This window comes from Saccharothrix stipae (assembly GCF_054781895.1).
Genome location: NZ_BAAGTN010000001.1, coordinates 279,946 through 306,291 on the forward strand (window position 1 = coordinate 279,946; position 26,346 = coordinate 306,291).

The following is a 26,346-nucleotide window of genomic DNA, read 5'->3' on the forward strand; positions in this document are numbered from 1 at the left end:
GCGAGCCGGGGTACGGGCACGGTGGGCCGCCGCACCGATGCCTCCGCCTCCTCGGCAGGGCAGGGTGGTGCGCGGGGAAGGTCGTGTGGGCGGCCCGTGGGCACGACCCGCGCACCGACCGCGGGTGTCGCGCATTAGGGTGGCCCGCCGTGGAACCGATCACGCTCGCCCCGGACCCGACCGACGCGCTGTCCTCCGTGCCCGCCGCCGGCGCGGGCCGGGGTCTCGCGCCCACCGGGCGGCTGCGGTTCTTCTTCGGTCCGATGGACTGCGGCAAGTCGACGCTGGCGTTGCAGATCGACCACAACCAGGCCCGTCAGGGCCGGCGCGGGCTGCTGCTGGTGCGCCACGACCGCTCCGGGGCCCCGACCATCTCCAGCCGCATGGGCCTGGCGCGCAACGCGCTGGAGGTCCACGAGGACATGGACCTGTGCGCGTTGGTGCGCGAGAGGTGGGCGGGCGGCGCCCGGGTGGACTACCTCATCGTGGACGAGGCCCAGTTCCTGTCCGCCGAGCAGGTCGACCAGCTGGCCGAGCTCGCGGACGACGCCCACCTGGAGGTGTACTGCTTCGGCCTGGCCACCGACTTCCGCAGCCGGCTGTTCCCGGGCTCGCGGCGCCTGTTCGAGCTGGCCGACGAGCTCAACGCCATCCAGGTCGAGGTGCTGTGCTGGTGCGGCCGGCCCGGCCGGTTCAACGCCCGCGTCCACGACGGCGACGTCGTGCGCGCCGGGGACACCGTCCTGGTCGCCGACACCACCGCCCACACCGCGGCCGACGGCGTCGAGGTCCGCTACCAGGTGCTGTGCCGCACCCACTACCGCACCGGCGACCTCGGCCCGCACGCCGTGGACGGCCACCAGCTGCGCCTCACCTGACCCCCGGTCGACCGGCACTCCCCCGGCGTCCCACAATGGACAAACCACGTTGCCGGAACCGGGACACGACCAGATGAGCGACGCGAACGACACCGACACCGACACCGATCACGCCGACACGGGTGGCGGTCCGACCGACGAGGTGTTGGACAAGGTCGGTGAGCGGTTGCGGCACATCCGCACGAGCCGGGGCGCGACGCTGGCGGACCTGGCGGCGGCCACGGGCATCTCCAAGAGCACCCTGTCGCGGTTGGAGTCGGGTCTGCGGCGCCCGAGCCTGGAGCTGTTGCTGCCGATCGCCCGCGCGCACCGCGTGCCGTTGGACGAGTTGGTGGGCGCGCCGCCGGTGGGCGACCCGCGGATCCGTCCGGTGCCGGTGCGGCGCAACGGCATGACGGTGTTGCCGCTGACGCAGCAGCCGGGCGGTCTGCAGGCGTTCAAGATGATCATCCCGGACCGGGGCGAGCCGGATCCGCGCACGCACACCGGCTACGAGTGGCTCTACGTGCTGTCGGGGCGGTTGCGGTTGATCCTGGCCGACCACGACGTGGTGCTGACGGCGGGCGAGGCGGCGGAGTTCGACACGCGCCTGCCGCACTGGTTCGGTCCGGCCGGCCCGGAGCCGGTGGAGATCCTGAGCCTGTTCGGCAAGCAGGGCGAGCAGATCCACATGCGGACCCGCCGCAAGACCTGATCGTCGCGGGTGTGGTGCGGCCCGCCACACTGGGGACCATGACGACGGGTGCGGCGGGGTCGGGCACGCGGGGTGTGGCCGGGTGACGGGCCGGTTCAGCGCGGGCATCCTGCTGCACCGGGTGGTCGACGGCGAGGTGCAGGTGCTGCTGGGGCACATGGGCGGCCCGTTCTGGGCGCGCCGGGACGAGGGGGCGTGGTCGATCCCGAAGGGTGAGCCGGAGGGCGACGAGGAGCCGGAGGTCACCGCGCGTCGGGAGTTCGTCGAGGAGTTGGGGCTGCCGGTGCCGGCGGGCGAGCTGGTGCCGTTGGGCGAGGTGCGGCAGTCCGGGGGCAAGGTGGTGCGGGCGTGGGCCCTGGCGGGCGACCTGGATCCCGACGGGGTGGTTCCGGGCACGTTCACCCTGGAGTGGCCCCGCGGGTCGGGCCGGCTGCGGGAGTACCCGGAGGTCGACCGCGTCGCGTGGTTTTCTCTCGTCGAGGCGCGGTCGAAAGTGGTGAAGGGGCAACGGGAGTTCCTCGACCGACTCGCCGAAGACCACTCTTTCGGGTGACACTGAAGTTATCGAGAGGGTAAAGCGTCCGATTGGACGTTTGGGTGCGGTCCGGACGGGTGATTCATCCTCATGTCCGCCACCGAGCACACTTGAACCGCCACCGAGCGTGGCGGGATCCCCGAAAATCCTCGAAATAACTTTGCGTGACCGTGACCATGACGGACGTCACTACTGTTGCGTTAAACCCGCTGTGACGTCGCCCTGCGTGGTCGGTCTAAGCTGTCGCAGCCGCACGACTTGTGCCAGGACTGCTCCGTCCGTGTGATGGATGGTCTCGGTAGCTTGATAACGCGTCACGAACCGGCCGCGATTGCATCCCTTAGGTGGACGCCTTCGTTGACGGGTGAAAGACGTCACTGTGGGCGACGATGACCGTGAAGCCGGGAACGAACGGAGCAGTCCGATCGTTGCACTCGGTGAGCAACAAGCCTGGGCCCCGGCCCTGAGCCGAGCGAAAGGACACCGCCATGGCCGACCGCGTTCTACGGGGTAGCCGGCTCGGAGCAGTCAGCTACGAGACCGACCGCAATCACGACCTCGCCCCGCGCCGGTCGGTGCGGTACGCCTGCCCCAAGGGCCACGACTTCGAGGTCCCGTTCTCCGACGACGCCGAGGTCCCGCACACCTGGGAGTGCCGTCTGCACGGCCAGGAGTCGAAGATCATCGACGGCGCGGAGCCGGAGCAGAAGAAGGTGAAGCCGCCGCGCACGCACTGGGACATGCTCCTGGAGCGGCGCACGATCCCGGAGCTCGAGGAGCTGCTGGACGAGCGGTTGGAGGAGCTGAAGGGGCGGCGCACGCGCACCGCCTGATCCGCCACGACGTGCGAGGGGCCCGCCGGGACGATCGTCCCGGCGGGCCCCTCGGCGTATCGGGGTGGTTCAGCGGTTGGTGGGGGTCTTCGCCTTGGCCTTCGGGGCGAACAGGTCGCGCAGTTGGGTGCCGCGGCGGCGCAGTCCCCACTTGGTGACCCTGATGAGTGCTTCGCGGACGATGTCGCCGCTCATCTTGGACACGCCGATCTCACGCTCGGTGAACGTGATGGGCACTTCGACGACCCGGTAGCCGAGTTCGATCGTGCGCCAGCCCAGGTCGATCTGGAAGCAGTAGCCGGCCGAGGCGACGTTGTGCAGGTTGAGGTTGCGCAGCACGTCGGTGCGGTAGGCGCGGAAGCCCGCGGTGATGTCCTTGACCGAGGCGCCCAGCGCGAGCCGGGAGTAGAGGTTCGCGCCGCGGGAGAGGATCTCGCGCTTCTTGGGCCAGTTGACCACGGTGCCGCCGGGCACGTAGCGGGAGCCGATGACGAGGTCCGCGTCGTGCAGGGCGTCGAGCATGCGGGGCAGGTCCTCGGGGGCGTGGGAGCCGTCGGCGTCCATCTCCACGAGGACCTGGTAGCCGCGTTCCATGCCCCAGCCGAACCCGGCGATGTAGGCGGCGCCCAGGCCTGCTTTCTCCGTGCGGTGCAGGACGTGCACGCGGTCGTCGGCGGCGGCCAGTTCGTCGGCCAGCCGTCCTGTGCCGTCGGGGCTGCCGTCGTCGACCACGAGGGCGTGCACGTCCGGCAGCGCGGTGTGCAGCCGTTGCACGATCTTCCCGATGTTGTCCCGCTCGTTGTAGGTCGGGATCACCACCAGCACCGGCCCGAGCTCGCGGTCAGGCTGCGCCTGCTGGTCCGCCATCCGTTTCCTCCTCGCCGACACCCGCACCAGGGGTCGGACGCGATCGTCGTCGTCTCATCGTCACGGTGAACGCCACGGCCATGAGGCCCAGGGCGGTCATCACCCACTCGGGCCATGCGCCGAGCCGGGTGGCCAGCGTAGCCTCCCCGCGCAGCGGCACCGTCGCCACCAGCGCGTCGGCGGTGAACAGGCCGGTCCGCCGGGTGACGGTGCCGTCGGGGGCCACGATCGCGCTGACGCCGCTCGTGGCGGCGACCACGACGGATCGGCCGTGTTCGACGGCGCGGACGCGGGACATGGCCAGTTGCTGGTAGGTCATCTCGGTGTAGCCGAAGGTGGCGTTGTTGGTGGGGATGGCGATGAGGTTCGCGCCCGCGGTGACCGAGTCGCGGACCACGCCGTCGAACGCGACCTCGTAGCAGGTGTCGAGGGCGACCTTGGCGGGGCCCATGGTGAAGCCCTCGGGGTCGGTGCCGGGTTGGAAGGTGCCGGCGCGGTCGACGGTGTCGGTGAAGATCCGGAAGAACGCGCGGTAGGGCATGGTCTCGCCGAAGGGCTGCAGCTGCCGCTTGGTGTAGGTGTCGGTCGGGCCGACGCCGGGTTCGTAGAGCACGACGGTGTTGCGGGGCAGGTTGTCGCCGGGGTCGATGAGGACGGCGCCGACGGCGATGGGCGCGCCGATGGCCTCGGTGGCCTGGCGGATGCGGGCGGCGGCGTCGGCGTTGCGGAACGGGTCGATGTCGGAGGAGTTCTCCGGCCAGATGACCAGGTCGGGGCGTTCGGTGCGGCCGGCGTCGACGTCGGCGGCCAGTTGCAGGGTGCGGGCGACGTGGTTGTCGAGCACGGCGCGGCGTTGGGCGTTGAAGTCCAGGCCCGCGCGCGGCACGTTGCCCTGGACGGCGGCGACGGTGGCGGTGCCCTGGTCGGGGTCGGTGTGCACGAGGGTCGAGGCGGCGACGCCGGCGGCGAGGGGCAGCACGACGGCGGCCGCGCCGAGCGGCCAGCCGCGGCCGCGGGTGTGGACGAGGTGGGCGGCGCCCAGGCCGGTGAGGGCGACGGCGAACCCGATCAGCGGGGCGCCGCCGAGGGCGGCCAGCGGCAGGTACCAGCCCTCGGGTTGACCGAAGGCGATCTTGCCCCAGGGGAATCCGCCGAACGGCACGACGGCGCGCAGCGCCTCGTCGGCGACCCACACCAGCGCCATCCACAGCGGCGCGCCGGGCAGGCGGGACACCGCGGCCATGGCGGCGGTGCCGATCGCGATGAGCGTCGCGCACAGCAGGGCCAGCGGCAGCCAGGCGATGAGGCCGACGAACTCGCCGGTCCACCGCAGCAGCGGCGCCATGAACGCCAGCCCCCACACGAGGCCGAGGCCGAATCCGGCGCGGGCGCGGCGGCCGTGCAGCAGGACGCCGAGCACGGCGAACCCGACGGGGGCCAGCCACCAGGTGGTGCGCGGGGGGAAGCTGAGGAACACCGCGGCCCCGCCGGCGGCGGCCGCCGCGATCCGCGCGAGCGTGCCGCGCACGTCCCGGCGACGGCGGGCGGGGGGCGTGTCGGCGACGGGTTGATCCGGCGTCACGGGGGCGGCGACCACCGGGCCAGCCTACGAGCCCGCGGTCACGAACCCGCAGCCAGCCCGTCACGCCCCCTCACCGGACCCGGTAGCGGTAGGAGACGGGCGCGAGGTCCTCCCCCGCGACCGCCCACGGGTGCACGACCCCCATCGGGCCGCCGCCGGTGCCGGGGTGTCCGCGGTGGTCGGTGGTGGGGGCGGGGAACCGCCGGTCGGTGCCGGGCGTCGTGCGCCCCCGGGTTGTGCGTGTCCGGGTTGTGCATACCCGGTGGGCGGGTGCCGGGGTGTGAGGGTCGGGCGGCGGGTGGGTTGGGACGTGTGGGGCGGGGTGTGGTTGCCCTGGGGTTGGGTGGTGGCGGGTCGGGGTAGGGATCAGGGTGCCCACCGATGTGGGGGGCGTCGAGCGCGGGAATGGTGGTGGCATGACCACGTTGACCAGGCCTCAGGACCGGAAAGTGATCGCGGGTGTGTGTGCGGGGCTGGCTGCCCGGTACGGGTGGAAGGCCAGGACGGTGCGGGTGGTGTTCCTGGTGTCGTGCCTGTTGCCGGGGCCGCAGTTCCTGATCTACCTGTTGTTGTGGGTGATGATGCCGAAGCGTCCTTATTGACGGGTCCGCACGAGGGCGTCGATGCCGTCGAGCACGCGTTCCAGGCCGAAGGTGAACGCGTGCTCGGCGTCGTGGGCGGCGCCGTGCGCGGCTCCGGCGGCGGCGCCGACGCGGGCGGCGGTGGGGTATCGGGCGGGGTCGAGGACCTTGGCGAGCACGGGGGCGGCGGCCTGCCACCACTGTTCGTCGGTGAGGCCGGTGCTGCGTCGCACGTGGGCGGCGTCGACGGCGATGCGGGCGGCGGCGCGGACGTGGGCCAGGACGAGGGTGAGGACGGAGTCCATCTCGGTGTCGGTGAGGCCGATGCCGTCGACGGCGCCGAGTTCGTAGTCGTACTTGGCGGCGACGTGGGGGCCGAGGACGGCGCGGTGGGCGACGACGTGCAGCAGCCAGGGGTGGCGCAGGTGCAGGTCGAGGTTGTCGCGGGCGATGCGGGCGAGTCGGCCGCGCCAGCCGCCGGGCACGTCGGCGGGGCGTGGGGTCTCGCCGTGCACGGCGTCGACCATGGCGTCGAGGAGTTCGGCCTTGCCGGGCACGTGGGTGTAGAGGGACATGGTGCCGACGCGCAGTTCCCGGGCGACGCGGCGCATGGACAACGCGTCGAGGCCCTCGGTGTCGGCGAGGGTGATCGCGGTGGTGACGATGCGGTCGACGTCGAGGTCGGTGCGGGCGGTCCGGCCGGTGGTGCGCCACAGCACCGCGAGGGTCCGGGCCGGGTCGCCGCCGCCGTGTTCGGTGGCCATCGGCGTCACCCTACGGGTGGTGGGTGTCGGTGAGGGCGGCGCGCACGATGTCGAGGGCCTCGTCGGCGGCGAGGCCTTGTTCGCGGGCGGTGGTGGCGTAGGCGCGGGCGGCGCGCAGGACGCGTTCGCGGCCGCGTTGGCCGGCGGCGCTGACGACGGTGCCTGCGCGGCCGCGGGTTTCGATGAGGCCCGCTTCCTCCAGTTCGCGGTAGGCGCGGGCGACGGTGTTGACGGCGAGGCCGAGGTCGGCGGCCAGGGCGCGCACGGTGGGCAGGCGGGCGCCGACGGCCAGGTCGCGGTCGGTGATCGCGCGGGCGAACTGGGACCGCACCTGTTCGTAGGGCGGCACGGGTGAGGCCGGGTCGATGCTGATCACGTGGTCGATAGTGGCAGAGGGCGGTGGGGGTGCGCGTCACCGCGTCCGCCGGCGGTCGGGGTGACGCTGGGTGGCCGGTGTGGCACGGGGCGTGGCAGGGTGGTGTCCGTGTTCCGCCGATCGCCGGGTCGAGTGCTGGCGCTGACCGTGGTGTCGGCGTTGGTGACGGGTGTGGTCGTGCTGGTGGTGCTGCTCGGGCCGGGCCGGTCGGTGGCGGGTCGGCCAGTGCCGTACTGCACGGTGGTGCGGGTGTTGTTCGACACCGACGAGCAGATGCGGCGGGTGGCGGGCGAGTTGCGCGGTGACCGGCGGGTGCGGGAGGTGCGGGACGAGCGGACGAAGTCGGAGAACCACGACCGGGTGACGGCGGCGTTGCGCGCGGAGGGCCGGCACGACCTGGCCGACGCGGCGCGGGTGGGGTCGACGCCGGCGTCGGTGCGGGTGGTGGAGGCGTTCGGGGTGGACGTCGACGGGTTCGTCGCGGAGTTGCGGGGCGAGTACCGGGTCAACCACGTCGACGTGTGCGAGGACCCGGGTGCGTGGGAGGAGTGACCTCCACCTTCAGGAGTGACCTCCACCTTCAGGGGTGGCGTCAGGGTGCGGGTGGGGGTGCGACGACGGTGCCGCGGGCGCGGGTGACGACGACGGGCGGGTCGAGGACGTCGGCGGCGGTGGGGCCGCGGTGGGGTGCGGAGCGGCACACGACGCGGGCTTCGAAGTCGATCTCGCGGGAGCGGGTGCCGACGCGGACGAGGGTGGCGGTGGCCTCGATGACGTCGCCGGCGTGGACGGGTGCGAGGAACTCGACGGCGGAGTAGGCGGCGAAGAGGCCTTCGTCGCCGTCGGTGCGGATGAGCAGTTCGGTGGCGACGTCGCCGAACAGGCCCAGGCCGTAGGCGCCGTCGACGAGGTTGCCGCCGTAGTGGGCGTTGGAGTGGGGCACGTAGCGGCGGTGGGTGACGGCGAATCCCTCGGTGGGGCTCACGGGTTCTCCTGGGTGGCGGGTGTGGCGTGCGGGGCTGTGGTGCGCGGGGCTGTGGTGTGCAGGGCGTGCACGAGGTAGGAGGCGACGTCGCCGGGGGTGGTGCCGCGGCCGAAGACGCGGTCGACGCCGAGGTCGTCGGCCATGAGGGGGTCGAAGCGGGGGCCGCCGGCGATGAGCAGGGGGCGGCGGTCGCCCATGGCCTCGCGGAACGCGGCGGACATCTCACGGGTGTTGAGGATGTGGGCGTCGCGTTGGGTGACGACCTGGGAGACGAGAACGGCGTCGGCCTTCTCGGCGCGGGCGCGGCGCACGAGGTCGGGCACGGACACCTGGGCGCCGAGGTTGACGACGGTGAGTTCGCGGTAGTACTCCAGTCCTTTCTCCCCGGCGAAGCCCTTGATGTTGAGGATGGCGTCGATGCCGACGGTGTGGGCGTCGGTGCCGATGCAGGCGCCGACGACGACGAGTTTGCGGCGCAGTCGCCGTTTGACGGCGGTGTCGATCTCGGCGGGTGGCAGCAGCGGGTAGTCGCGTTCGACGACGCGCACGTCGTCGAGGTCGACGATGTGGCGCACGGAGCCGTAGACGACGAAGAAGGTGAAGTCGTCGCCGAGGGGTCGGGAGTGCACGACCATGGCGGGGTCGATGCCCATCTTGTTGGCCAGTTGTCGGGCGGCGCCGTCGGCGTGGGGGCCGGCGGGGATGGGCAGGGTGAACGAGGTCTGCACCATGCCGTCGCCGGTGGTGTCGCCGTAGGGGCGGACGTGGCGCTTCACGGGTGTGCCTCCAGCAGGTCCGCGGCGGGGTTGAGGTAGTCGTCGGCCTTGGCCACGACGCCGTCGGCGCCGCGGCCGCCGTCGGCGGGGCGTTTCATGAGGCCGAAGGTGCCGTCGGCGATGGCGTCGAGCAGGCCGTCGTCGACGATGCGGCGCAGCAGGTCGACGGCTTCGCCGAGGACCTGGTGGGCGCGTGTGACGATGAGGCCGTCGGGTGCGGGCCGGAAGTCCTCGCGCAGGCCGGCGGCGGCGCCCAGGACGTAGCGCACGTTGGCCAGGGCGAGGTCGCGGTCGGACAGGAAGGGGGTGGCGACGGCTTCGGTCATCATGCCGACCAGCAGGATGGATTGGCCGGTGAGCAGGCCGGCGAGGTTGAAGAACCCGTCGAGCAGGTAGCCGTGGAACACGTCGCCGGTCATGTGCTTGGTGGGGGGCATCCACTTCAGCGGGGCGTCGGGGAACAGTTCGCGGGCCAGCAGGGCGTGGGCGAGTTCGAGGCGGAACGACTCGGGCACGTCGGGGTTGATCTCGAAGGCGTGACCCAGGCCCAGGAGGTGGTCGGGCAGGCCGGCCTCGTGGGCGAAGTGCTCGTTGAGCAGTTGGGAGACGGTGACGGTGTGGGCGGCGTCGACGGCGTCGGCGGTGGTGAGGTAGTTGTCCTCGCCGGTGTTGATGACGATGCCGGCGCGGGCGTGGACCTGGCGGGAGAACCGCTGGTCGACGAAGGTGCGGACGGGGTTGATGTCGCGGAACAGGATGCCGTACATGGAGTCGTTGAGCATCATGTCGAGGCGTTGCAGGCCGGCGAGGACGGCGATCTCGGGCATGCACAGGCCCGAGGCGTAGTTGGTGAGCCGCACGTAGCGGCCGACCTCGTGCGACACCTCGTCCAGGGCGGCGCGCATGATGCGGAAGTTCTCCTGGGTGGCGTAGGTGCCGGCGAAGCCGTGGTGGGTGGCGCCCTCGGGGACGTAGTCGAGCAGGGACTGGCCGGTGGAGCGGATGACGGCGATGATGTCGGCGCCGGCGCGGGCGGCGTTGCGGGCCTGGACGACGTCCTCGTCGATGTCGCCGGTGGCGACGATGAGGTAGATCCAGGGGCGTCGGGGCGGGTCGCCGAGGGTGCTGACGAGCCGGTCGCGGTCGGCGCGGTTGCGGTCGACGGTGCGCAGGCCCTCGGTGACGGCGGCGGTGGCGGCGGTGCGGGCGTGGTCGCGGTCGCGGCCGGTGGGCAGGGTGTAGCGGACCTGCCCGGCGGCGGTGGCCTCGGCGAGGTCGGTGAGGGTGGCGAGGTCGTGTTCGCGCAGGGCGTGGAACACGGGCAGGGCGACGCCGTGTTCGAGGCCGCAGTGCTCGCGGACGGTGTCCACGACCCGGTTGACCCAGGGGACGTCGCCGGCGCGGTGGGTGGTGTCGGCGCCGGTGATGCCGGCCAGCCGGAGCGTGGCGCGCTCGACCGCCACCGTGGTGTGGGCCTTGGCCAGCGCCACCACCGGCTCGGCGGCCTTGGCGGCGAGGTCCCGCGCCGCGGCGACCACCTTCGGGTCGAGGTCGAGCAACGCCATCGGGTTCACTCCTGTCCGTCGGGGTCGATGAGCCTGCGGATTTCCGCGCGGGCAAGCGCGAGCTGCATGACCACGCGTTCCCAGGGGATGTCGAGCGTCGCAGCGGTCTCCGCCACGGTGAGGCCCTCGATCTGGCGCAGGGTGTAGACCGCACGCTGCTCGGGCCGCAGTTGGTCGAGGATGCGCGGATCGGTGACCCGCGGGAGCGGGCGGTCCGTGACGGCGGGGGCGGGCCGCCGCATCTCACGGGTCAGTTCGAGGATCTCGTTGAGCACGTCGCGATCGGAGCGGACCGGCCCGCGGCCGGGTGCGGTGGCGCGGAAGTCGGCCACCTTCGCGGTGAAGTCGTCCCACTCGCGGTCCAGGAACCGGGCCAGGCGTTGCGCGGGCAGTCGTTCGGGCAGTTCGGCGTTGACCGCTTCCAGCAGGGCGAGCAGTTCCGCCTTCTCCCCCGCGTCGACGGCCTGGAACTGGCTGATCGGCCCGACGACGTCGGTCTTGGCGAGATCCAGCAGCAGCGGGACCACTCTGGCCTGGCCGACGCTCTTGGAGATGGCGCCGGCCTCGAAGTTGATCCACGGCGAGTGCTGGTTGGCCGCGGACAGCACGACCACGCCGAACGAGGTCCCGTCGAGCGCGCCGCCGAGTTCGGCCATGCTCAGCGAACCCTTGGCGATGTCCTTGTCCGACATCCAGGGCTTGACGGCCTGGATGACCAGGGGCAGCCATTCCCGCAGGAACAGGGCGAACCCGCGTTCCGCCTCGCCCGACCACGAGATGAAGACCTTCACCTCACGCCTCCCAGATGGTGCGGCCGCGCAGGACGGTGCGCAGGCACGTCGGCGCCGGGCCGTGCAGGGCGGGCAGGGCGGGGACGCGGGAGCGCGGGTCGGTGGACCAGCGCTGCACGCGGCTGTCGGGGGCGGCGACCTCCAGCTCCCCCGCGTCCCACACGGCGTAGGTGGCGGGCGCGCCGGGTTGCAGGGTGCCGGTGACGCCGTCGTCGACGCCCGCGGCGCGCCAGCCGCCGCGGGTGTGGGCGTTGAACGCGGCACGGGGTGAGATGCCGTGGCCGTCGGTGCGGTGGTGGACGGCGGCGGTGATCGCGGCCCAGGGGTCGACGGCGGTGACGGGGGCGTCGGAGCCCAGGGCGAGGATCATGCCGGCGGCGGCGAGGTGGGAGAACGGGTTGAGCGCGGTGCCCCGGTCGACGCCGAGGCGGCGGGCGTACATGCCGTCGGGTCCGCCCCACTCGCGGTCGAACAGGGGTTGCACGGAGGCGACGACACCCCGGGAGGCCAGTGCCGCGGCCTGCTCGGCGGTGACCATCTCCAGGTGTTCGAGGCGGTGGTGGCGGGCGGCGAGGGCGGGTGCGCCGACGACGACGGCGGCCTTGTCGAAGCCTTCCACGACGGCGGCCACGGCGGCGTCGCCGATGACGTGGAACCCGCCCTGCAACCCGGCCTCGGTGCAGCCGATCAGGTGTGCGGCGATGGCGTCGGAGTCGAGGTAGAGGGCGCCGGTGGTGTCGGCGTCGGCGTAGGGCGCGCACAGGGCGGCGGTGTGGGAGCCGAGCGCGCCGTCGACGAACAGGTCGCCCGCCAGGCCCCGCACGGGCAGGTCGACCGGGTCCAGGCCACCCCAGTAGCCGACGACGTCGAGCAGGTCGGTGGCCAGCAGGTCGGCGAGGTCGTCGCGGCCGGAGATGTCGGGCCCGGCGCACTCGTGGACCGACGCGATACCGCGCGACGCCGCGTGCTCCAGGAACGCCCGTTGCGCGGCGCGGCGCCGGTCGACGGGGATGGCGTCCTTCGCGGCACGGCGCACGTGGTGGTGCGCGGCGCGGGACAGGGGCCCGTCGGGGTGCCAGCCGTCGGCGGTGCGGGCGGCGGGGGCGAGGTCGAGCAGCGCGGTGGACGCGAGCGCGGAGTGCACGTCGATGCGGGACAGGTAGACCCGCGCGCCGCGGGCGGCGTCGTCGAGTTCGGCGCGGGTCGGCGGACGGTTCTCCGGCCAACGGGTCTCGTCCCACCCGTGACCCCACACCAGGGGGCCGTCGGCGGCGCGCACGGCGTCGAGCAGCTCGGTCAACGACCGGCACCCGGTGAGGTCCAGGCCGGTCAGCAGCAGACCCGCGGAGGTGGCGTGCACGTGGGCGTCCACGAACGCGGGCGCCACGAACGCGCCGTCCAGGTGCACGACCTCGGCGTCGGGGTGCAGGGCGCGGCCCACGCCGTCCTGGCCGAGCCACACCACGGTGCCGTCGGTGACCGCCATCGCGGTGGCGTCGGGTGCGGTCGGGGAATGGATGCGTCCCCCCACGAGCAGACGCGTCGACGCACCGGTCGACGCGGAGGAGGCGCCGTTCACTGTAGTCACGCCTGCTGAGTCTGCCGGTGCTCGAACAGCGACCGCACGGCAGGCTCGGCGCGCAGCAGGTCGAGGGCGAACGCGGCGTGACCTGGCACGTAGCCGTTGCCCACGAGCATCTCCACGTCGGCGGCGAGGCCCTCGGCGCCCAGCGCGGCCGCGGCGAAGGAGGTCGCCATGGAGAAGAACACGACCGTGCCGCCGTCCGCGGTGGCCAGGATCGCGCCGTGCTCGCAACCCGGCACGTCGACGCACACCACGGTCACGTCGACCCGCGCGCCGACGGCGTCGGCCACCGCCAGGGGATCGCGGGCGTCGGCGACGACCACGGTGTCGGCCAGCCCGGCGTCGCGGACCGCGGCGGCCTCGGAGTCGGTGGGCACGAGCGCGACCAGGCGGGACGCGCCGGCGCGGCGGGCCGCGGCCAGCGACAACGACCCGGACTTGCCGCCTCCCCCGAGCACCAGCACCGACGGCGCGGCGCGGCGACGCACGACCCGGTCGGTCAGCGCGGGCGCCCCGCACACGTCCAGCACCGACAGGGCGAGCCGTTCGGGCAGGTCGTCGGGCAGCACGGCGGCGACCGACCGGCCGAACAACACCGCGGTGCCCTCGCACGGCACCTGCTCGTCGTCGCCGTCCCAGCGGGCGAGGCCGTCGGTGATGCGCAGCGGGGTGAGGGTGAGCGACACCAGGGTCGCGATCCGGTCACCGGGACGCAGCCCGAGCGGCGAGGCCGGGCCGACCTCGCGCACGGTGCCCAGCAGCATCCCGCCCGAACCGGTGACGGGGTTCTGCATCTTGCCCCGCGCGGCGACGATGTCCAGCACGGCCTGCCGGACACCGCCGACACCGTGCCGCTCGCGCAGCTGCCGGTAGGAGGCGGCGTCGAGGTTGAGGCGCGCCACGTCGACCAGCACCTCGTCGGGTCCGCACGTCGGCGTGGCGTCCAGCCGCAGGGCCTGCTGCGGCAGCACCCCGGCGGGTTCGAGGACGCGATGCAGACCAAACGGCGAAGCCATGGAAATCCTTCGGTCGACAGGGCCAGGACGCGGATATCTTCACGTGAAAGAGCGAGATTCCGCAAGAGAGACCGCACATCGCCGAAAGACGGAACACGGGCATGCCCGGTCCGGAGCGAACTCCGGACCGGGCACGACGACCAGGGTCCGCGTGGCGGACCCGACTACCGGCTCACCTGACGGAACCACCGACACCCGTACGGACCCAACTCCACCACCGCCGTACCGTCCTTCCCCGGCTTCACCGTCCCGTCCACCAACAGATCCGTCAGCACACCGTCGACCTTCGGCACCTCCACCGTCACGTCCCGCCCGGCGAAGTTGTGCACCGCCACCACCACCCCGCCGTCGATCTCGCACCGGTGCGCGAACACCGACGGCTCCGCCGTGTCGATCGCCGTGAACGTCCCCCACGCCAACTCCGGGCACTCCCGGTACCGCTCCACCAACAACCGCACCCAACCCAACAACGAATCCGGCTCACGACGCTGCTCGTCCACCGCGTCCCACCACATCGGCGTCCGCACCGCCAACCTGCCCTCCAACGACAGGTCCTCGGTCATGCCGACCTCCTCGCCGTAGAACAACACCGGCGTACCCGGCAACGAGAACAACAGGCTGTACACCATCTTGATCCGACCCAGGTCACCACCCAACATCGACGGCAACCGACGCCGCAGACCCCGCCCGTACAACTGCATGTCCTCATCCGGACCGAACGCCGCGAACACCTCCTGACGCTCCGGCTCGGTCAACTTGTCCAACGTCAACTCGTCGTGATTGCGCACGAACGTCGCCCAATGACAATCACGCGGAGGATGCGGACGCTCCTTCAACGCATGCGTCAACGGACTCGCGTCCTCACGCGCCAACGACAAGTACATCTGCTGCATCCCGATGAAATCGAAACACATGTGCAACTCGTCACCCACACCGTCCGACCCACCGAAGAACGCCATCGCCTCGGTGTACGGCAGGTTCACCTCACCCAACAACACCGCCTCGCCGTTGCGCCGCGACAAGAACGCCCGCAGATCCGCCAGATAATCGTGCGGATCCGGCAACGCCTCGATCGGCGCCTCCAACAGGAACGGCACCGCGTCCACCCGGAACCCCGACAGCCCCAACTCCATCCAGAACCCCATCACCCGCGCGATCTCGTCACGCACCGCGGGATTCGCCACGTTCAGATCAGGCTGATGCCGGTAGAACCGGTGCAGGTAGTACTGCTTCGCCTTCCGGTCGTACGTCCACAGCGACGTCTCCTGATCCGGGAACACCACCCCCTCGTGCTGATCGGCCGGCGGCTCGTCCTGCCACACGTACCAATCATGGAACGGGCTCCCCGGATCCCGCGACGCCTGGAACCACGGGTGCTGATCCGACGTGTGGTTCACCACCAGGTCCGCGATCACCCGCATCCCCCGGTCACGCGCCGTCCGCACGAACTCCACGAAATCACCCAACGTCCCCAACCGGGGATCCACACCGTAGAAATCCGTGATGTCATAACCGTCATCCCGATCCGGCGTCGGGAAGAACGGCATCAACCACAAACACGTCACCCCCAACCGGTGCAAGTGGTCGATCCGGTCGATCAACCCCCGAAAATCACCGTGCCCGTCACCGTTCGAATCGTGGAACGTCTCCACGTCCAAGCAGTACACGACAGCGTTCTTCCACCACAGGTCCGCGGTCCGGGTCAGCTTCACGCCCGCACCTCCGGCAGCACGCGCTCACCGAAAACATCCAGGAAACGCTCCTGCTCCCGCCCCACGTGGTGCAGGTAGATCTCCTCGAACCCCAACTCCGCGTAATCCCGGATCGTCTTCGCGTGCAACCCCGGGTCCGACGACACGTTCACCACCGCCGCCACCCGCTCCACCGACACGTCCTCCGACACCAGGTCGAAGTGCTCCGCCGTGTCCAGGTCCCAACAGATCGGCGGCGGGAACACATTGCTCCGCCACTGCTCGTGCGCGATCGACCGCGCCTCGTCCTCCGACTCCGCCCAACTCAAGTGCACCTGCAAGTGCAACTTCCCCCGACCACCCGCATCCCGGTACGCCGCCACCATCCGCTCCAACCGCTCCGCGGACGCGTTCACCGTGATCAACCCGTCGGCCCACTCCGCACACCACCGCGCCGTCGCCTCGCTCACCGCGGCACCGATCAACAACGGCGGCTCCTCCGGTCTCGTCCACAACCTCGCCCGATCCACCCGCACCAGGCCGTCGTGACTGACCTCCTCCCCCGCCAACAACGCACGGATCACGTCCACGCACTCCCGCAACCGCGCGTTGCGCACCTCCTTGCGCGGCCACCCGCCACCCGTGATGTGCTCGTTGCTCGCCTCACCACTGCCCAACGCCGCCCAGAACCGACCCGGGTACATCGCACCCAACGTCCCGATCGCCTGCGCGACCACCGCCGGGTGATACCGCTGCCCCGGCGCGTTCACCACCCCGAACGGCAGCCCCGTCGCCTCCAACGCCGCACCCAACCACGACCACGCGAACGCACTCTGCCCCTGCCTCGCACTCCACGGCGAGAAGTGGTCCGAACTCATCGCCGCGTCGAACCCCACCTCCTCCGCCCGCCGCACCGCCGACAACAACGCCGACGGGTGGACCTGCTCATGCGAAGCGTGCACACCGATGACGGTCATGCCGTCTCACGTACCCCACCACCCGCCCGACGAACCGGACCAACCCGGCACACCCCCGCCGATCAGGGCAACTCCGGCCGCCCCGACGGCGACTCCGGCCGCACATCCACCACATCGCCGTCCACCACACCGTCCACCACCACACCACCCGCCATCGGGTGCTGCCCGTACCGGAAGTTCAACGCCATCGCCCGCTCCCGCTCCTCCGCCCGCCGCGCGATCCGCCGACTGATCAACCGCCGCGTCGGCGGGAACAACAGGAACAACCCCACCACATCACTCACGAACCCCGGCACAACGATCAAGAACCCCGCCGCCGCGATCAACACCCCGTCCGCCAACTCCTGATGCGGCGCACGACGACTCCGCAACGCCTCCGAGAACGCCGCCACCGTCCGAGCGCCCTCACGACGCATCAACACCGAACCCACCACCCCACCCAGGACCAGCAGCCCCAAGGTCGGCAACAACCCCCAGGCGCCGAACGCCGCCACCAGGGCGGTGACCTCCACCGCCAAGCCGATGAGCACAACCACCAACACGCGCATACCCCACCCAACGCACGAACCCCCCGAAACGCTCCCCGCCGAAATATTTACGCCCAACCGGCCATCTGGCAGCATATCTTCACGCCACTCGACCGATAGGGAGCATGGATGACTGCGCTGCACGAGGTCACACCCCCGCAGCACAAGGCCGACCTCCAGCCCTACACCTACGCGCGCCAAGAACTCGTCGAACCCGACTGGCGCCGCTTCCCCGGCTGGCGCGACACCACCGACACCCAGTGGCGCGACGCCCAATGGCAGCGCGCCAACTGCGTCAAGAACCCCAAGCAGCTGCGCACCCTCACCGGCAACCTGCTCACCGACCGGTTCTACGACGACCTCGCCGCCGACCAACAGCACTCGGCCACCATGTCCATGCTCGTGCCACCCCAGATGCTCAACACCATGGCACCCCACGCCCCCACCGACCCCGAGGCGTTCACCGAGGCCTTCCTCGCCGACCCCATCCGCCGCTACATGATCCCCGTCCGATCAGACCGCGACCCGGACTGGCCCAGCCACCCCCACTCCGCCCGCGACTCCCTCCACGAAGCCGAGATGTGGGTCGTCGAAGGCCTCACCCACCGCTACCCCACCAAAGTCCTCGCCGAACTCGTCTCCACCTGCCCCCAGTACTGCGGCCACTGCACCCGCATGGACCTCGTCGGCAACTCCACACCCCAGGTCCAGAAGCACAAACTCACCCTCAAACCGGTCGACCGCCAAGACCGGATGATCGACTACCTCAAGCGCACACCCGGCGTCCGCGACGTCGTCGTCTCCGGCGGCGACGTCGCCAACGTCCCCTGGCCCCAACTCGAGTCGTTCCTCATGCGACTGCTCGACATCGACACCGTCCGCGACGTCCGCCTCGCCACCAAGGCCCTCGCCGGACTACCCCAGCACTGGCTCCAACCCAAGGTCGTCGAAGGACTCGAACGCGTCGCCCGCACCGCCGGCCGCCGCGGCGTCAACCTCGCCATCCACACCCACGTCAACCACGTCCAGTCGGTGACACCACTGGTCGCCGAAGCCGCCCGCACCGCCCTCGAAGTCGGCGTCCGCGACGTCCGCAACCAAGGCGTGCTCATGAAGGGCGTCAACGCCACCCCCGACGACCTGCTCGACCTCTGCTTCGCGCTCCAAGGCGAGGCGAACATCCTGCCCTACTACTTCTACATGTGCGACATGATCCCCAACGCCGAACACTGGCGCGTCGCCGTCTGGGAAGCGCAGGAACTCCAACACGCGATCATGGGCTACCTGCCCGGCTACGCCACCCCGCGCATCGTCTGCGACGTCCCCTACGTCGGCAAGCGCTGGGTCCACCAACTCCACGAGTACGACCGCGAACTCGGCATCTCCTACTGGACCAAGAACTACCGCACCGGCATCGAACTCGACGACCCCGAGGCCCTCGACCGCCGGTACCCCTACTACGACCCGATCTCCACCCTCGGCGACACCGGCCGCCGCTGGTGGTCGGAACAACCCTGACCCGACCTCGAAGCCCTGGACGCGGTGGGTCGCGTCCAGGGCTTCGAGGCGTCTTTTCAGTTTTCGCGTGGACCGGCGCCGACGAAGTGGCTAACTTCGGTCAACACTGAAGCTATCGAGATGACTGACTACCAGGACAGCACTATCGGGACAGCGCCGTGGCCGCACGGGCCGCGACCGCGAACTCCTCGGCCTGACGATCCCGGACCGAAGGGGCGACGGTGCCCTGGCCGCCGGTCGCACGCCGAGCGTTGACGCAGCCGGGCACGTCCTCCGTGGAGTAGCAGTTGTCGGGCCGGTTGCCGGTCACGACGGCGCCGTTGGCCAGCGCGACCCGTCCCTGCAACGTGTAGATGCCGCCACCGGAGGCCCGCAACGGCGAGGAACCCGCCCCCGGCGCGCCCGCGGTGTTGTCGGTGACCTTGCCGCCGTCGAGGGTGAGGTTGTCGTAGAACACCGCCACCCCTGCCCCACGACCACCGGAGCCGGCCCAACCCGCGTACCCGCCGGGCCCAGCGACACCGGCGTCGCCACCCCGGCCCGCCCGGTTGCCCCTGGTCGTGGTCGCGGCGATGCTCGGGTTGAGCGACTCGCCCTCCCGGGTGGACGCGAACACCCCGGCGCCCAGGCCGCCGCCACCACCGTCCCCTCCCCCGCCGCCCTCGCTGCCACCCGAGCCGCCCGGGGCGCCGTCCCCCGTGACGTTGCCGGTGATCGTGCTGCCGGTGATGCGCAGGACGGAACCGGAGATCACCTCGACGCCGGCGCCGTAACCGCCCGAGCCGCCCCGACCGCCCGGCTTCGAGCCCGTGCCGTCGCCGCCCCGACCACCGCCGCCGGTGCGGTTGTCGCTGACCAGGCTGTCGATGACGGCGACCGTCCCCACGCCGATGATGTAGGAGGAGATCGCGCCGCCGAACCCGCCGAGCCCACCGGCACCGGCCGAGGTCGTGGCGGTCGCGTCGGCGCCGCGACCGCCCGCGCCGCTGCTGTTGCCGGTCAGGACGCTGTTGGTGACGGTCAGCGGGCCCCAGTTCTGGATGGCGCCACCGCTGTCACCGGACCTCCCCTGCCCGGAGGTGTCGGCACCGACACCGTCCGGCGCGTGGCCGCCGGTGAGGGTGACCCGGTCGAGGGTCAGGTCGCCCCAGTTGGAGACGAGCCGGAACTGCGGCGCGTCCGGCGCACGCCGGATGGTGGCGTTGTTCCCGCGGATGGTGAGCGTGCCCCGGATCTCGGGCAGCCCGCTCTTCCCCCCGGCGACGGCGGGAGCGGTGAGCGTGTAGACGCAGTTCGGCGCCAGGGACAGCGTGTCCGGGTCGGTCGAGGCGCTGGCCGCGGCCACCGCGCCGACCAGCGCGGACGGATCACAGGGGACGTCGATGTCGGCGGCGTGAGCCGGTGAAGCGGGCAGGGCGAGCGCTCCCACCGTGGCCACCGCCGTGGCGATGGGAACGACCGGCCGTCTGCCGGGTTTGTTGCGCTGCGGCATCGAAGAACCTCTCCAGAGAAGACCATGAGCTGCACGCGGACGACGACTCGTGCGGCGGAGACCGGTCGTGGCGCGTACTCCCCCACCTCATCACAAGCGATCACGACGGCAAGCCATTTTAGTCAACACTGAAGCTATAAAGATGAGCATGAAAGCACTTGCGGTCCGCCTCGTTTCTCGCTCGCCGGTTTGTTGATCACCCCGCACAATGGCGCCCATGCACAAGCCGAAGGTGTTCGTCGCGGGACCGGTGTCGTGGAACCGACTGGTGCGGCTGGACCGGCTGCCGCACGCGCGGCCGCACACCGCGTTCGCCACCGGCCACCGGATGGCCGTCGGCGGCACGTCGGCGGGCAAGGCGCTGAACCTCGCCTCCCTCGGGGCGGACGTGACGCTGCGGACCGTCGTCGGCGACGACGAAGCCGGGCGGTCCGTGCTCGGCGTGCTCGAACGGGCCGGTGTCGAGGTGATCGCCGAGGTCGTCGACACCGCCACCGAGCAGCACCTCAACCTGATGGACCCCCACGGCGGTCGGGTGTCGATCTACCTCGAACTCCCCCGGCTGCGCCAGGCGCGGCACGACGAGCGCGCGCTGGCCGCGTTGGCGGCGGCCGACGCCGCGGTGATCGACCTCGCCGACCACGCCCGTCCCCTGCTGTCGGCAGCCCGCGAGGCCGGTGTCGAGGTGTGGTGCGACCTGCACGACTACGACGGCGGCGCGGAGTTCCACCGCGACTTCCTCGACGCGGCCGACCACGTGTTCCTGAACAACGACGGCTTCCCCGACGACGACGCGCTGTTGGTGTTCCTCAAGTCCCTCGACAAGCGGGCCGTGGCCACGCTCGGCGCCGACGGCGCGGTGGCCGTGGCCGACGGCGCCGTGCACCGCGTGCCCGCCGTGCCGATCGAGGAGATCGTGGACACCAACGGCGCGGGCGACGCCTTCTTCTCCGGCTTCCTGGTCGCCCACCTCGCCGGCGCCGACGTGCCCTCGGCGCTGGCCGCCGGCGCCGGGCAGGCCGCCCGCTGTCTCGGTTCAGCGGGCCTGGCGCCGGAAATGTGACCGTCAAGGTCTTGCTGAAAGTCCTTGCAAGGACTTTCCTTCGTGTTCGCACGTCGCCGCGACGGAGAGGACCGACATGGACGGCGCGACCGCCCGGTTGAGCGACATCGCCGCGCAGGCCGGGGTCAGCGAGGCGACGGTCAGCCGGGTGTTCAACGGCAAGGCGGGCGTGTCCGCGGCCACCCGCCAGGCGGTGGTCGCCGCGATGGACCTGCTCGGCTACGAACGCCCGCCCCGGCTGCGGCAGCGCAGCGCCGGGCTGATCGGGCTGATCACCCCCGAGCTGGGCAACCCCATCTTCCCCGCCCTCGCGCAGGTCGTGGAGCAGGTGCTGACCAGCGCGGGCTACACGCCGCTGCTGTGCACGCAGACACCGGGCGGCTCCACCGAGGACCAGCTGACCGAGATGCTGGTGGACCGCGGTGTGGCCGGCATCGTGTTCGTCTCCGGCCTGCACGCCGACTCCACCGCCGACATGGGCCGCTACACCAAGCTCGCCGGCCGCGGCATCCCGTTCGTCATGATCAACGGCTACACGGAGAAGATCTCCGCGCCGTTCATGTCCACCGACGACCGCGCCGCCATGAGGCTCGCGGTGTCGCACCTGGTCGAGTTGGGGCACGAACGCATCGGCCTGGCCGTGGGCCCGCGCCGGTTCGTGCCGGTGCTGCGCAAGATCGAGGGTTTCGTGCAGCACATGCGCACCGCCCTGCCCTACACCGCCGAGCAGGCGGAGGCGTTGGTGCGGCACTCGCTGTTCACCGTGGAGGGCGGGCAGTCCGCGGCGGCGTCGCTGCTGGACGAGGGCTGCACCGCGATCGTGTGCGGCAGCGACCTGATGGCGTTCGGCGCGATCCGGGCGGCCCGGCAGCGCGGGCTGGGCGTGCCGCAGGACGTGTCCGTGGTCGGGTTCGACGACTCGCCGCTCATCGTGTTCGCCGACCCGCCGCTGACCACGTTGCGCCAGCCCGTCGAGGCGATGGGCCGGGCCGCGGTCAACGCGTTGCTGGAGGAGATCGGCGGCGCGCGGGGCCACTCCCCGACGGGCACGCACGCGGAGTTCGTCTTCCTGCCCGAGCTCGTGGTGCGCGGCTCGACGGGCGCGGGGCCGAGGTGACCGCCGGTCGGGCCAGGGCGCTGCGCATGCGGGCGCAACGCCTGACGACCCCGGCCCGTTCGCTGGCGGAGCTGCTGCACGACGTGCTCGCCGTGCAGGCGCAGGACATCACCGCCGCCGGACTGGCCGTCCGCGCCCGCACCACCGACGTCTCCCCCGCCGACCTGCGGGCCGCGCTCGACGCCGGCGACGTCGTGCGGACGTGTGCCATGCGCGGCGCGGTGCACCTGCTGCGCCGGGAGGACGTCGGCTGGTTGGTGGCGCTGCTCGGCCCGGTCAACGTGGCCCGCTCCCGACGTCGTCGGCTGGAGCTCGGCCTCACCGACGAGGTGTGCGCGCGGGCCCTGGCGGCCCTGCGCGAAGTGCTCACCGAGCCGCTGCCCAGGTCCGAGGTCGTCACCCGGCTGGCCGACGTCGGCGTGGCGCTCGATCCCGCCACCGCCGCCCCCTCTTACCTGCTGGCCTACGCGGCCAACGAGGGCGTCGTCGTCGCCGGCGAGTCGACCTACCGGCTGCTCCCCCGCACCGACCACGAGCCACGCGGCGCCGCCGAGCTGGTCCGCCGCTACCTGCGCGCGTACGGCCCCGCGACGGTCGAGGACTTCACCGCGTGGAGCGGCCTGCCGGAGGTGGAGGTGCGCGCCGCGTTCCCGTTCGACGAGCTGGTCGAGGGCGAGCACGGCTGGCAGCCGCCCGCCACCGACGCCGCCGACCTGGACGGCACGGTCCGCCTCCTCGGGCCGTTCGACACGTTCCTGCTCGGCTACGCCGACCGGACCCTCCTGCTGGACTCGCCGCACGCGCCTCTCGTCCGGCCCGCGGGCCCGCACGTCGTGGTGGACGGCCAGGTGCGCGGCACGTGGCGGCGTCGTGACGGCCGGGTGGTGGTGGAGCAGTTCGGCCACATCCCGGTCGCCGAGCTCGACGTCGAGGTGGAGTCGGTGCTGGCCTGGGCCCGCCGCGCGGTCGAGGCCACCGGCCGACCCGAGAACCGCGACGTGGTGCGAACCGGACCCGGCATCGCACCGGCGGCGACGGCGTGACGAGGGCGAACGCACGTCGATCGTCGCGACTCCTGGCAAACTGGTTCGCCCACGCGTTGCTTCGTCGATCTCACGTCGTGCGCACGCGTCCATGTCGTACGGTGTCCGGATGACCGAGCGGGCAGCGGGAGGCGGTGTGGTGCCGCGGGCGCTGAGTTCGTTCGTCGGCCGCAAGGATCTGCTGGCCGAGCTGCGCCGACGGATAGGTGTCGCGCCGCTCATCACGCTCACCGGCGTGGGCGGCGGCGGCAAGACCCGGCTGGCGCTGGAACTGGCCGCTCAGGTGCACCGCGCGTACGACGACGGTGTGCGCGTGGTGGAGCTGGCGTCCGCGCGCGGCGGTGACCCGGAGTTGTTGGCGCAGGTCGTGCTGAGCGCCGTGGGCGTGCCCGACCAGGCCACCACGACGCCGTTGGACACGTTGGTCGACTACCTGCGACCCCGGCAGGTGCTGCTGGTGCTGGACAACTGCGAGCACCTGGTCGAGCCGGTCGCGCAGCTGGTGCGCGCGGTGCTCGGCGCGGCGCCCGGCGTGCGGGTCCTGGCCACCAGCCGGGCCCGGCTGCGGGTGCCCGGCGAGGTGCTGGTGATGGTCCCGCCGCTGGACGTGCCCGCCGAGGACGCGCCGATGGACCTGGGCTACGAGTCCGTGGCGCTGCTGGTCGACCGGGCCGAGGCGAGCGTGCCCGGCTGGCACGTGACGCCGGACAACTGGCCGGACGTGGTGCGGGTGCTGCGCCGCGTCTCGGGCATCCCGCTGGCCATCGAGCAGGCCGTGGTGCGGATGCGGTCCATGCCGGTGTCGCTGCTGGCCGACCGGTTGGACGACGTCATGCGGGTGCTCACCGCCAACGACACCACGGCGGTGGAGCACCACCAGACCATGGAAGCGCTCATCGACTGGAGCCACGCCCACTGCACACCCGCCGAACGCCTGCTGTGGGCGCGGTTGTCGGTGTTCGAGGGCGGGTTCAGCCTGACCGCCGCCGAGGCCGTGTGCGCCGGTGACGGGCTGGCCGCCGACGACGTCGCCGACTCGCTGGCCGGGCTGCTGGACAAGTCGATCGCGCTGCCGTCCGCCGACCGCAGCCGCTACCATCTGCTGGAGCCGTTGCGGCAGCACGGCGCGGCCCGGTTGCGGTCCGCCGGCGAGGTGCAGGACGTGCGGCAACGGCACCAGGACTACTTCCGGAGCGAGGCGGCACGGCTGGCCGAGTCGTTCGCCGGGCACAACGAGGCGGCGTTGCTGGCGGCGGTCGACGCGGACATGGCCAACCACCGGGTGGTGCTGGCCGACCTGATCCGCCACCCCGGCACCGCGCAAGCCGGGCTGCAGATGAGCGTCGACCTGGCCCGCACCCGCTGGTACACCTACGCCGGTCGATTACCCGAGGAACGGCTCTGGCTGGGACGCGCGCTGGCCGCCACACCGCCGGCCGCGGACCCGTTGCGGGCCAGCGCCATCGCCCTCGACGCGTGGATCGCGCTGTGCCTGGGCGTGGAGCGTGAACTCGTGGCGCGGCGGGTGGACGAAGCCGACGCCATGGCCCGCGAGGTCGGCGGGCCGGTGCCCGCGGTGACGTTCGTGCGCGGCGCGTACGCCGTGCTGGCGCTGGGCGCCATCGACGGGGTGGAGCTGCTGCGGCAGGGGCACGAGGAGTTCGGTGCGCTGGGCCCGGCCTTCGCCGTCGACCACCACCTCGCGCACATCCTGCTCACCGTGTCGTTGGTGCTGCTCGGCTCCCGGGAGCAGGCCGAGCTCGCGGCGGAGGAGTTCCACGCCGAGTGCCGGCGGCTCGGCGCGCTGTGGGGCCTGAGCTGGGCGCACTGGTGCCGCGGTGTGGTGCAGACGCGGTGGGGCGACCCGGTCGGCGCGCTGGACGTGCTGATGGAAGGTCTGCGGGTGCAGCGGGAGATCCGCGACAAGTGGGGTCCGCTGTGGTCGATCGAGGCGCTGGGGTGGGCGCACTCCCGGGCCGGCGACGGTTCCGCCGCCGCCCGGATGCTCGGCCTGGCGCACGGCCTGCACCGGGTGACCGGTGTCCGGGTGGACGGCCTGGTGCCGTTCGCGTGGGTCACCGCGCAGGCCGTGGCGCGGGCCAAGGCGGTGCTCGGCGAGGACGAGTACGCGCGGGCCTACTCGAGCCCGGCGGAGTCCGTGGAGCAGGCGCTGGCCGTCGTGCTGGACGAGGTGCCGACCCCGGACCCCGACCGCCGACCCGGCGGCCTGACCCCGGCGGAGTGGAACGTGGCCAGGCTGGTGGGCGACGGCCTGTCCAACCCGGAGGTCGCCACCCGGCTGGTCATCTCCCCCGCCACCGTGCACACCCACCTGACCCGCATCTACCGCAAGCTCGACATCACCAACCGCCACCAGCTGATCAGCCTGCTGGCGAGCATGGCGGACTAGCGGGGCCGTCGACCCGCACGCCGGTCGGGGCGACGGCACCCGGCCGGCCGCGGTGGCGGGCCCACTCCGGGCCCAGGATGGACATCGGTACGGCGTCGACCCGTTCGCCCTTCCACAGCAGCGCTTCGCGCAGCACGCCCTCGGCGACGAAACCGACCTTCTCGTAGACGCGGCGGGCGCGCGGGTTGGAGGCGTAGACCTCCAGCGAGATGCGGTGCAGGCCCAGGTACTCGAACCCGTGGCCGACGATCAGCCGCGTCGCCTCCGTGCCCAGGCCGCGACCGACCGCGCCCGGCACCAGGGCGACGCGGAAGCCGCAGCTCTCGTTGGCCGCGTCCCAGTCGTTGAGCACCGCCTCGCCCACGACCTCGCCGGTCGCCCGCTCCACCACGGCCAGGTCGAGCCGGTCGTCCTGGCGGCCACGCGTCCCGTACCACGCCCGCAGCCGCGCGTCGTCCAGCTCGGCGTGACTCCCGGTCAGCCGCGCCACGTCCTCGTCCAGCAGCATCGGCAGGAGCGCGGGCAGGTCGGCCGCGGTGACGGGTCGCAGCACGACCAGCTCACCGGTCAGGGTGGGTTTGACGCGGAAACCGGCGGCCGGCGCGGTCGGGTCGTGATCAGCCATGCCCGCAGTCTGTCGGTCCGACCGGCCGCTGTCCCCCGCACATCCCCGTCCGCGT

At 72.1% G+C, this 26,346-nt stretch carries 26 protein-coding genes; 11 read left to right on the plus strand and 15 right to left on the minus strand.

Annotated features, from left to right (window positions below):
- Nucleotides 1-149: 149 nt before the first annotated feature.
- The 4 genes from ACYVLT_RS01250 to ACYVLT_RS01265 all read left to right on the plus strand — a co-directional run bounded on the left by ACYVLT_RS01250 (nucleotide 150) and on the right by ACYVLT_RS01265 (nucleotide 2,940).
- On the plus strand, nucleotides 150-878 hold the full coding sequence (locus ACYVLT_RS01250) for a thymidine kinase (RefSeq protein ID WP_461118182.1): 729 nt from the start codon (nucleotides 150-152) through the stop codon (nucleotides 876-878).
- Between the two features lie 73 nt (nucleotides 879-951).
- Nucleotides 952-1,572 (plus strand): helix-turn-helix domain-containing protein, encoded by a 621-nt coding sequence (locus ACYVLT_RS01255; RefSeq protein WP_461118183.1) that lies wholly within the window; start codon nucleotides 952-954, stop codon nucleotides 1,570-1,572.
- An 82-nt stretch (nucleotides 1,573-1,654) separates the two neighbouring features.
- Nucleotides 1,655-2,125, plus strand: coding sequence for an NUDIX domain-containing protein (locus ACYVLT_RS01260; RefSeq protein WP_461118184.1), 471 nt, complete (start codon nucleotides 1,655-1,657; stop codon nucleotides 2,123-2,125).
- 470 nt (nucleotides 2,126-2,595) lie between these two features.
- Nucleotides 2,596-2,940, plus strand: coding sequence for an RNA polymerase-binding protein RbpA (locus ACYVLT_RS01265; protein WP_360451685.1), 345 nt, complete (start codon nucleotides 2,596-2,598; stop codon nucleotides 2,938-2,940).
- Between the two features lie 69 nt (nucleotides 2,941-3,009).
- Here ACYVLT_RS01265 and ACYVLT_RS01270 read toward each other — a convergent pair whose 3' ends face one another.
- Nucleotides 3,010-3,807: a polyprenol monophosphomannose synthase gene (locus ACYVLT_RS01270; protein WP_461118185.1), complete on the minus strand. Its 798-nt coding sequence runs from the start codon at nucleotides 3,805-3,807 to the stop codon at nucleotides 3,010-3,012.
- The gene (gene lnt, locus ACYVLT_RS01275) at nucleotides 3,782-5,404 is read right to left on the minus strand and encodes an apolipoprotein N-acyltransferase (RefSeq protein ID WP_461118186.1); all 1,623 of its coding nucleotides are present in this window, start codon (nucleotides 5,402-5,404) and stop codon (nucleotides 3,782-3,784) included. The genes ACYVLT_RS01270 and lnt overlap by 26 nt, the downstream gene beginning before the upstream one ends.
- Before the next feature lie 401 nt (nucleotides 5,405-5,805).
- Here lnt and ACYVLT_RS01280 point away from each other — a divergent pair, with 401 nt between their 5' ends.
- Nucleotides 5,806-5,991 (plus strand): PspC domain-containing protein, encoded by a 186-nt coding sequence (locus ACYVLT_RS01280; protein WP_360451693.1) that lies wholly within the window; start codon nucleotides 5,806-5,808, stop codon nucleotides 5,989-5,991.
- Here ACYVLT_RS01280 and ACYVLT_RS01285 read toward each other — a convergent pair.
- Nucleotides 5,985-6,734, minus strand: a complete 750-nt coding sequence (locus ACYVLT_RS01285) for a TetR/AcrR family transcriptional regulator (RefSeq protein ID WP_461118187.1) — start codon at nucleotides 6,732-6,734, stop codon at nucleotides 5,985-5,987. The two genes, ACYVLT_RS01280 and ACYVLT_RS01285, sit on opposite strands and share 7 nt — an antisense overlap.
- Before the next feature lie 10 nt (nucleotides 6,735-6,744).
- Nucleotides 6,745-7,110 (minus strand): GntR family transcriptional regulator, encoded by a 366-nt coding sequence (locus ACYVLT_RS01290; RefSeq protein ID WP_461118188.1) that lies wholly within the window; start codon nucleotides 7,108-7,110, stop codon nucleotides 6,745-6,747.
- 108 nt (nucleotides 7,111-7,218) lie between these two features.
- Between ACYVLT_RS01290 and ACYVLT_RS01295 the strand changes: the two genes are divergently transcribed.
- Complete coding sequence (locus ACYVLT_RS01295; RefSeq protein ID WP_461118189.1) at nucleotides 7,219-7,662, plus strand: hypothetical protein; 444 nt, start codon at nucleotides 7,219-7,221, stop codon at nucleotides 7,660-7,662.
- Nucleotides 7,663-7,702: 40 nt separating this feature from the next.
- On the opposite strand, the gene kal is transcribed toward ACYVLT_RS01295, so the two are convergent.
- The 9 genes from kal to ACYVLT_RS01340 all read right to left on the minus strand — a co-directional run bounded on the left by kal (nucleotide 7,703) and on the right by ACYVLT_RS01340 (nucleotide 17,044).
- Nucleotides 7,703-8,095: a 3-aminobutyryl-CoA ammonia lyase gene (kal, locus tag ACYVLT_RS01300; RefSeq protein ID WP_461118190.1), complete on the minus strand. Its 393-nt coding sequence runs from the start codon at nucleotides 8,093-8,095 to the stop codon at nucleotides 7,703-7,705.
- Complete coding sequence (gene kamE, locus ACYVLT_RS01305) at nucleotides 8,092-8,871, minus strand: lysine 5,6-aminomutase subunit beta (RefSeq protein WP_461118191.1); 780 nt, start codon at nucleotides 8,869-8,871, stop codon at nucleotides 8,092-8,094. The genes kal and kamE overlap by 4 nt, the downstream gene beginning before the upstream one ends.
- Complete coding sequence (gene kamD / locus ACYVLT_RS01310; protein ID WP_461118192.1) at nucleotides 8,868-10,436, minus strand: lysine 5,6-aminomutase subunit alpha; 1,569 nt, start codon at nucleotides 10,434-10,436, stop codon at nucleotides 8,868-8,870. Before kamD ends, kamE begins: the two co-directional genes overlap by 4 nt.
- 5 nt (nucleotides 10,437-10,441) lie before the next feature.
- Nucleotides 10,442-11,227 (minus strand): TIR domain-containing protein, encoded by a 786-nt coding sequence (locus ACYVLT_RS01315; protein ID WP_461118193.1) that lies wholly within the window; start codon nucleotides 11,225-11,227, stop codon nucleotides 10,442-10,444.
- Nucleotide 11,228: 1 nt separating this feature from the next.
- Nucleotides 11,229-12,815 (minus strand): amidohydrolase, encoded by a 1,587-nt coding sequence (locus tag ACYVLT_RS01320; protein ID WP_461118194.1) that lies wholly within the window; start codon nucleotides 12,813-12,815, stop codon nucleotides 11,229-11,231.
- Complete coding sequence (kdd, locus tag ACYVLT_RS01325) at nucleotides 12,812-13,828, minus strand: L-erythro-3,5-diaminohexanoate dehydrogenase (RefSeq protein WP_461118195.1); 1,017 nt, start codon at nucleotides 13,826-13,828, stop codon at nucleotides 12,812-12,814. The genes ACYVLT_RS01320 and kdd overlap by 4 nt, the downstream gene beginning before the upstream one ends.
- Nucleotides 13,829-13,992: 164 nt before the next feature.
- Nucleotides 13,993-15,540 carry an alpha-amylase family protein gene (locus ACYVLT_RS01330; RefSeq protein ID WP_461118196.1) on the minus strand — a complete coding sequence of 516 codons (1,548 nt, stop codon included), beginning with the start codon at nucleotides 15,538-15,540 and terminating at the stop codon, nucleotides 13,993-13,995.
- Nucleotides 15,537-16,496, minus strand: coding sequence for a TIGR03885 family FMN-dependent LLM class oxidoreductase (locus tag ACYVLT_RS01335; RefSeq protein WP_461118197.1), 960 nt, complete (start codon nucleotides 16,494-16,496; stop codon nucleotides 15,537-15,539). Before ACYVLT_RS01335 ends, ACYVLT_RS01330 begins: the two co-directional genes overlap by 4 nt.
- 62 nt (nucleotides 16,497-16,558) lie before the next feature.
- A complete protein-coding gene (locus ACYVLT_RS01340) occupies nucleotides 16,559-17,044 on the minus strand; it encodes an FxsA family protein (RefSeq protein ID WP_461118198.1) in 486 nt (161 codons plus the stop codon).
- A 108-nt stretch (nucleotides 17,045-17,152) separates the two neighbouring features.
- On the opposite strand from ACYVLT_RS01340, the gene ACYVLT_RS01345 reads away from it, so the two are divergent.
- Entirely contained in the window at nucleotides 17,153-18,541 is a 1,389-nt protein-coding gene (locus ACYVLT_RS01345; protein WP_461118199.1) for a KamA family radical SAM protein, read from the plus strand.
- Nucleotides 18,542-18,683: 142 nt separating this feature from the next.
- On the opposite strand, the gene ACYVLT_RS01350 is transcribed toward ACYVLT_RS01345, so the two are convergent.
- On the minus strand, nucleotides 18,684-20,033 hold the full coding sequence (locus ACYVLT_RS01350) for a hypothetical protein (protein ID WP_461118200.1): 1,350 nt from the start codon (nucleotides 20,031-20,033) through the stop codon (nucleotides 18,684-18,686).
- Between the two features lie 217 nt (nucleotides 20,034-20,250).
- Between ACYVLT_RS01350 and ACYVLT_RS01355 the strand changes: the two genes are divergently transcribed.
- The 4 genes from ACYVLT_RS01355 (at nucleotide 20,251) to ACYVLT_RS01370 (ending at nucleotide 25,666) form a co-directional block, all read left to right on the plus strand.
- Nucleotides 20,251-21,096, plus strand: coding sequence for a carbohydrate kinase family protein (locus ACYVLT_RS01355; protein WP_461118201.1), 846 nt, complete (start codon nucleotides 20,251-20,253; stop codon nucleotides 21,094-21,096).
- A gap of 76 nt (nucleotides 21,097-21,172) precedes the next feature.
- Nucleotides 21,173-22,213, plus strand: a complete 1,041-nt coding sequence (locus ACYVLT_RS01360) for a LacI family DNA-binding transcriptional regulator (RefSeq protein ID WP_461118202.1) — start codon at nucleotides 21,173-21,175, stop codon at nucleotides 22,211-22,213.
- Nucleotides 22,210-23,256: a winged helix DNA-binding domain-containing protein gene (locus ACYVLT_RS01365; RefSeq protein ID WP_461118203.1), complete on the plus strand. Its 1,047-nt coding sequence runs from the start codon at nucleotides 22,210-22,212 to the stop codon at nucleotides 23,254-23,256. The genes ACYVLT_RS01360 and ACYVLT_RS01365 overlap by 4 nt, the downstream gene beginning before the upstream one ends.
- A gap of 109 nt (nucleotides 23,257-23,365) precedes the next feature.
- Nucleotides 23,366-25,666: a helix-turn-helix transcriptional regulator gene (locus ACYVLT_RS01370; protein ID WP_461118204.1), complete on the plus strand. Its 2,301-nt coding sequence runs from the start codon at nucleotides 23,366-23,368 to the stop codon at nucleotides 25,664-25,666.
- Here ACYVLT_RS01370 and ACYVLT_RS01375 read toward each other — a convergent pair.
- On the minus strand, nucleotides 25,638-26,291 hold the full coding sequence (locus tag ACYVLT_RS01375) for a GNAT family N-acetyltransferase (RefSeq protein ID WP_461118205.1): 654 nt from the start codon (nucleotides 26,289-26,291) through the stop codon (nucleotides 25,638-25,640). The two genes, ACYVLT_RS01370 and ACYVLT_RS01375, sit on opposite strands and share 29 nt — an antisense overlap.
- Nucleotides 26,292-26,346 lie beyond the last annotated feature (55 nt).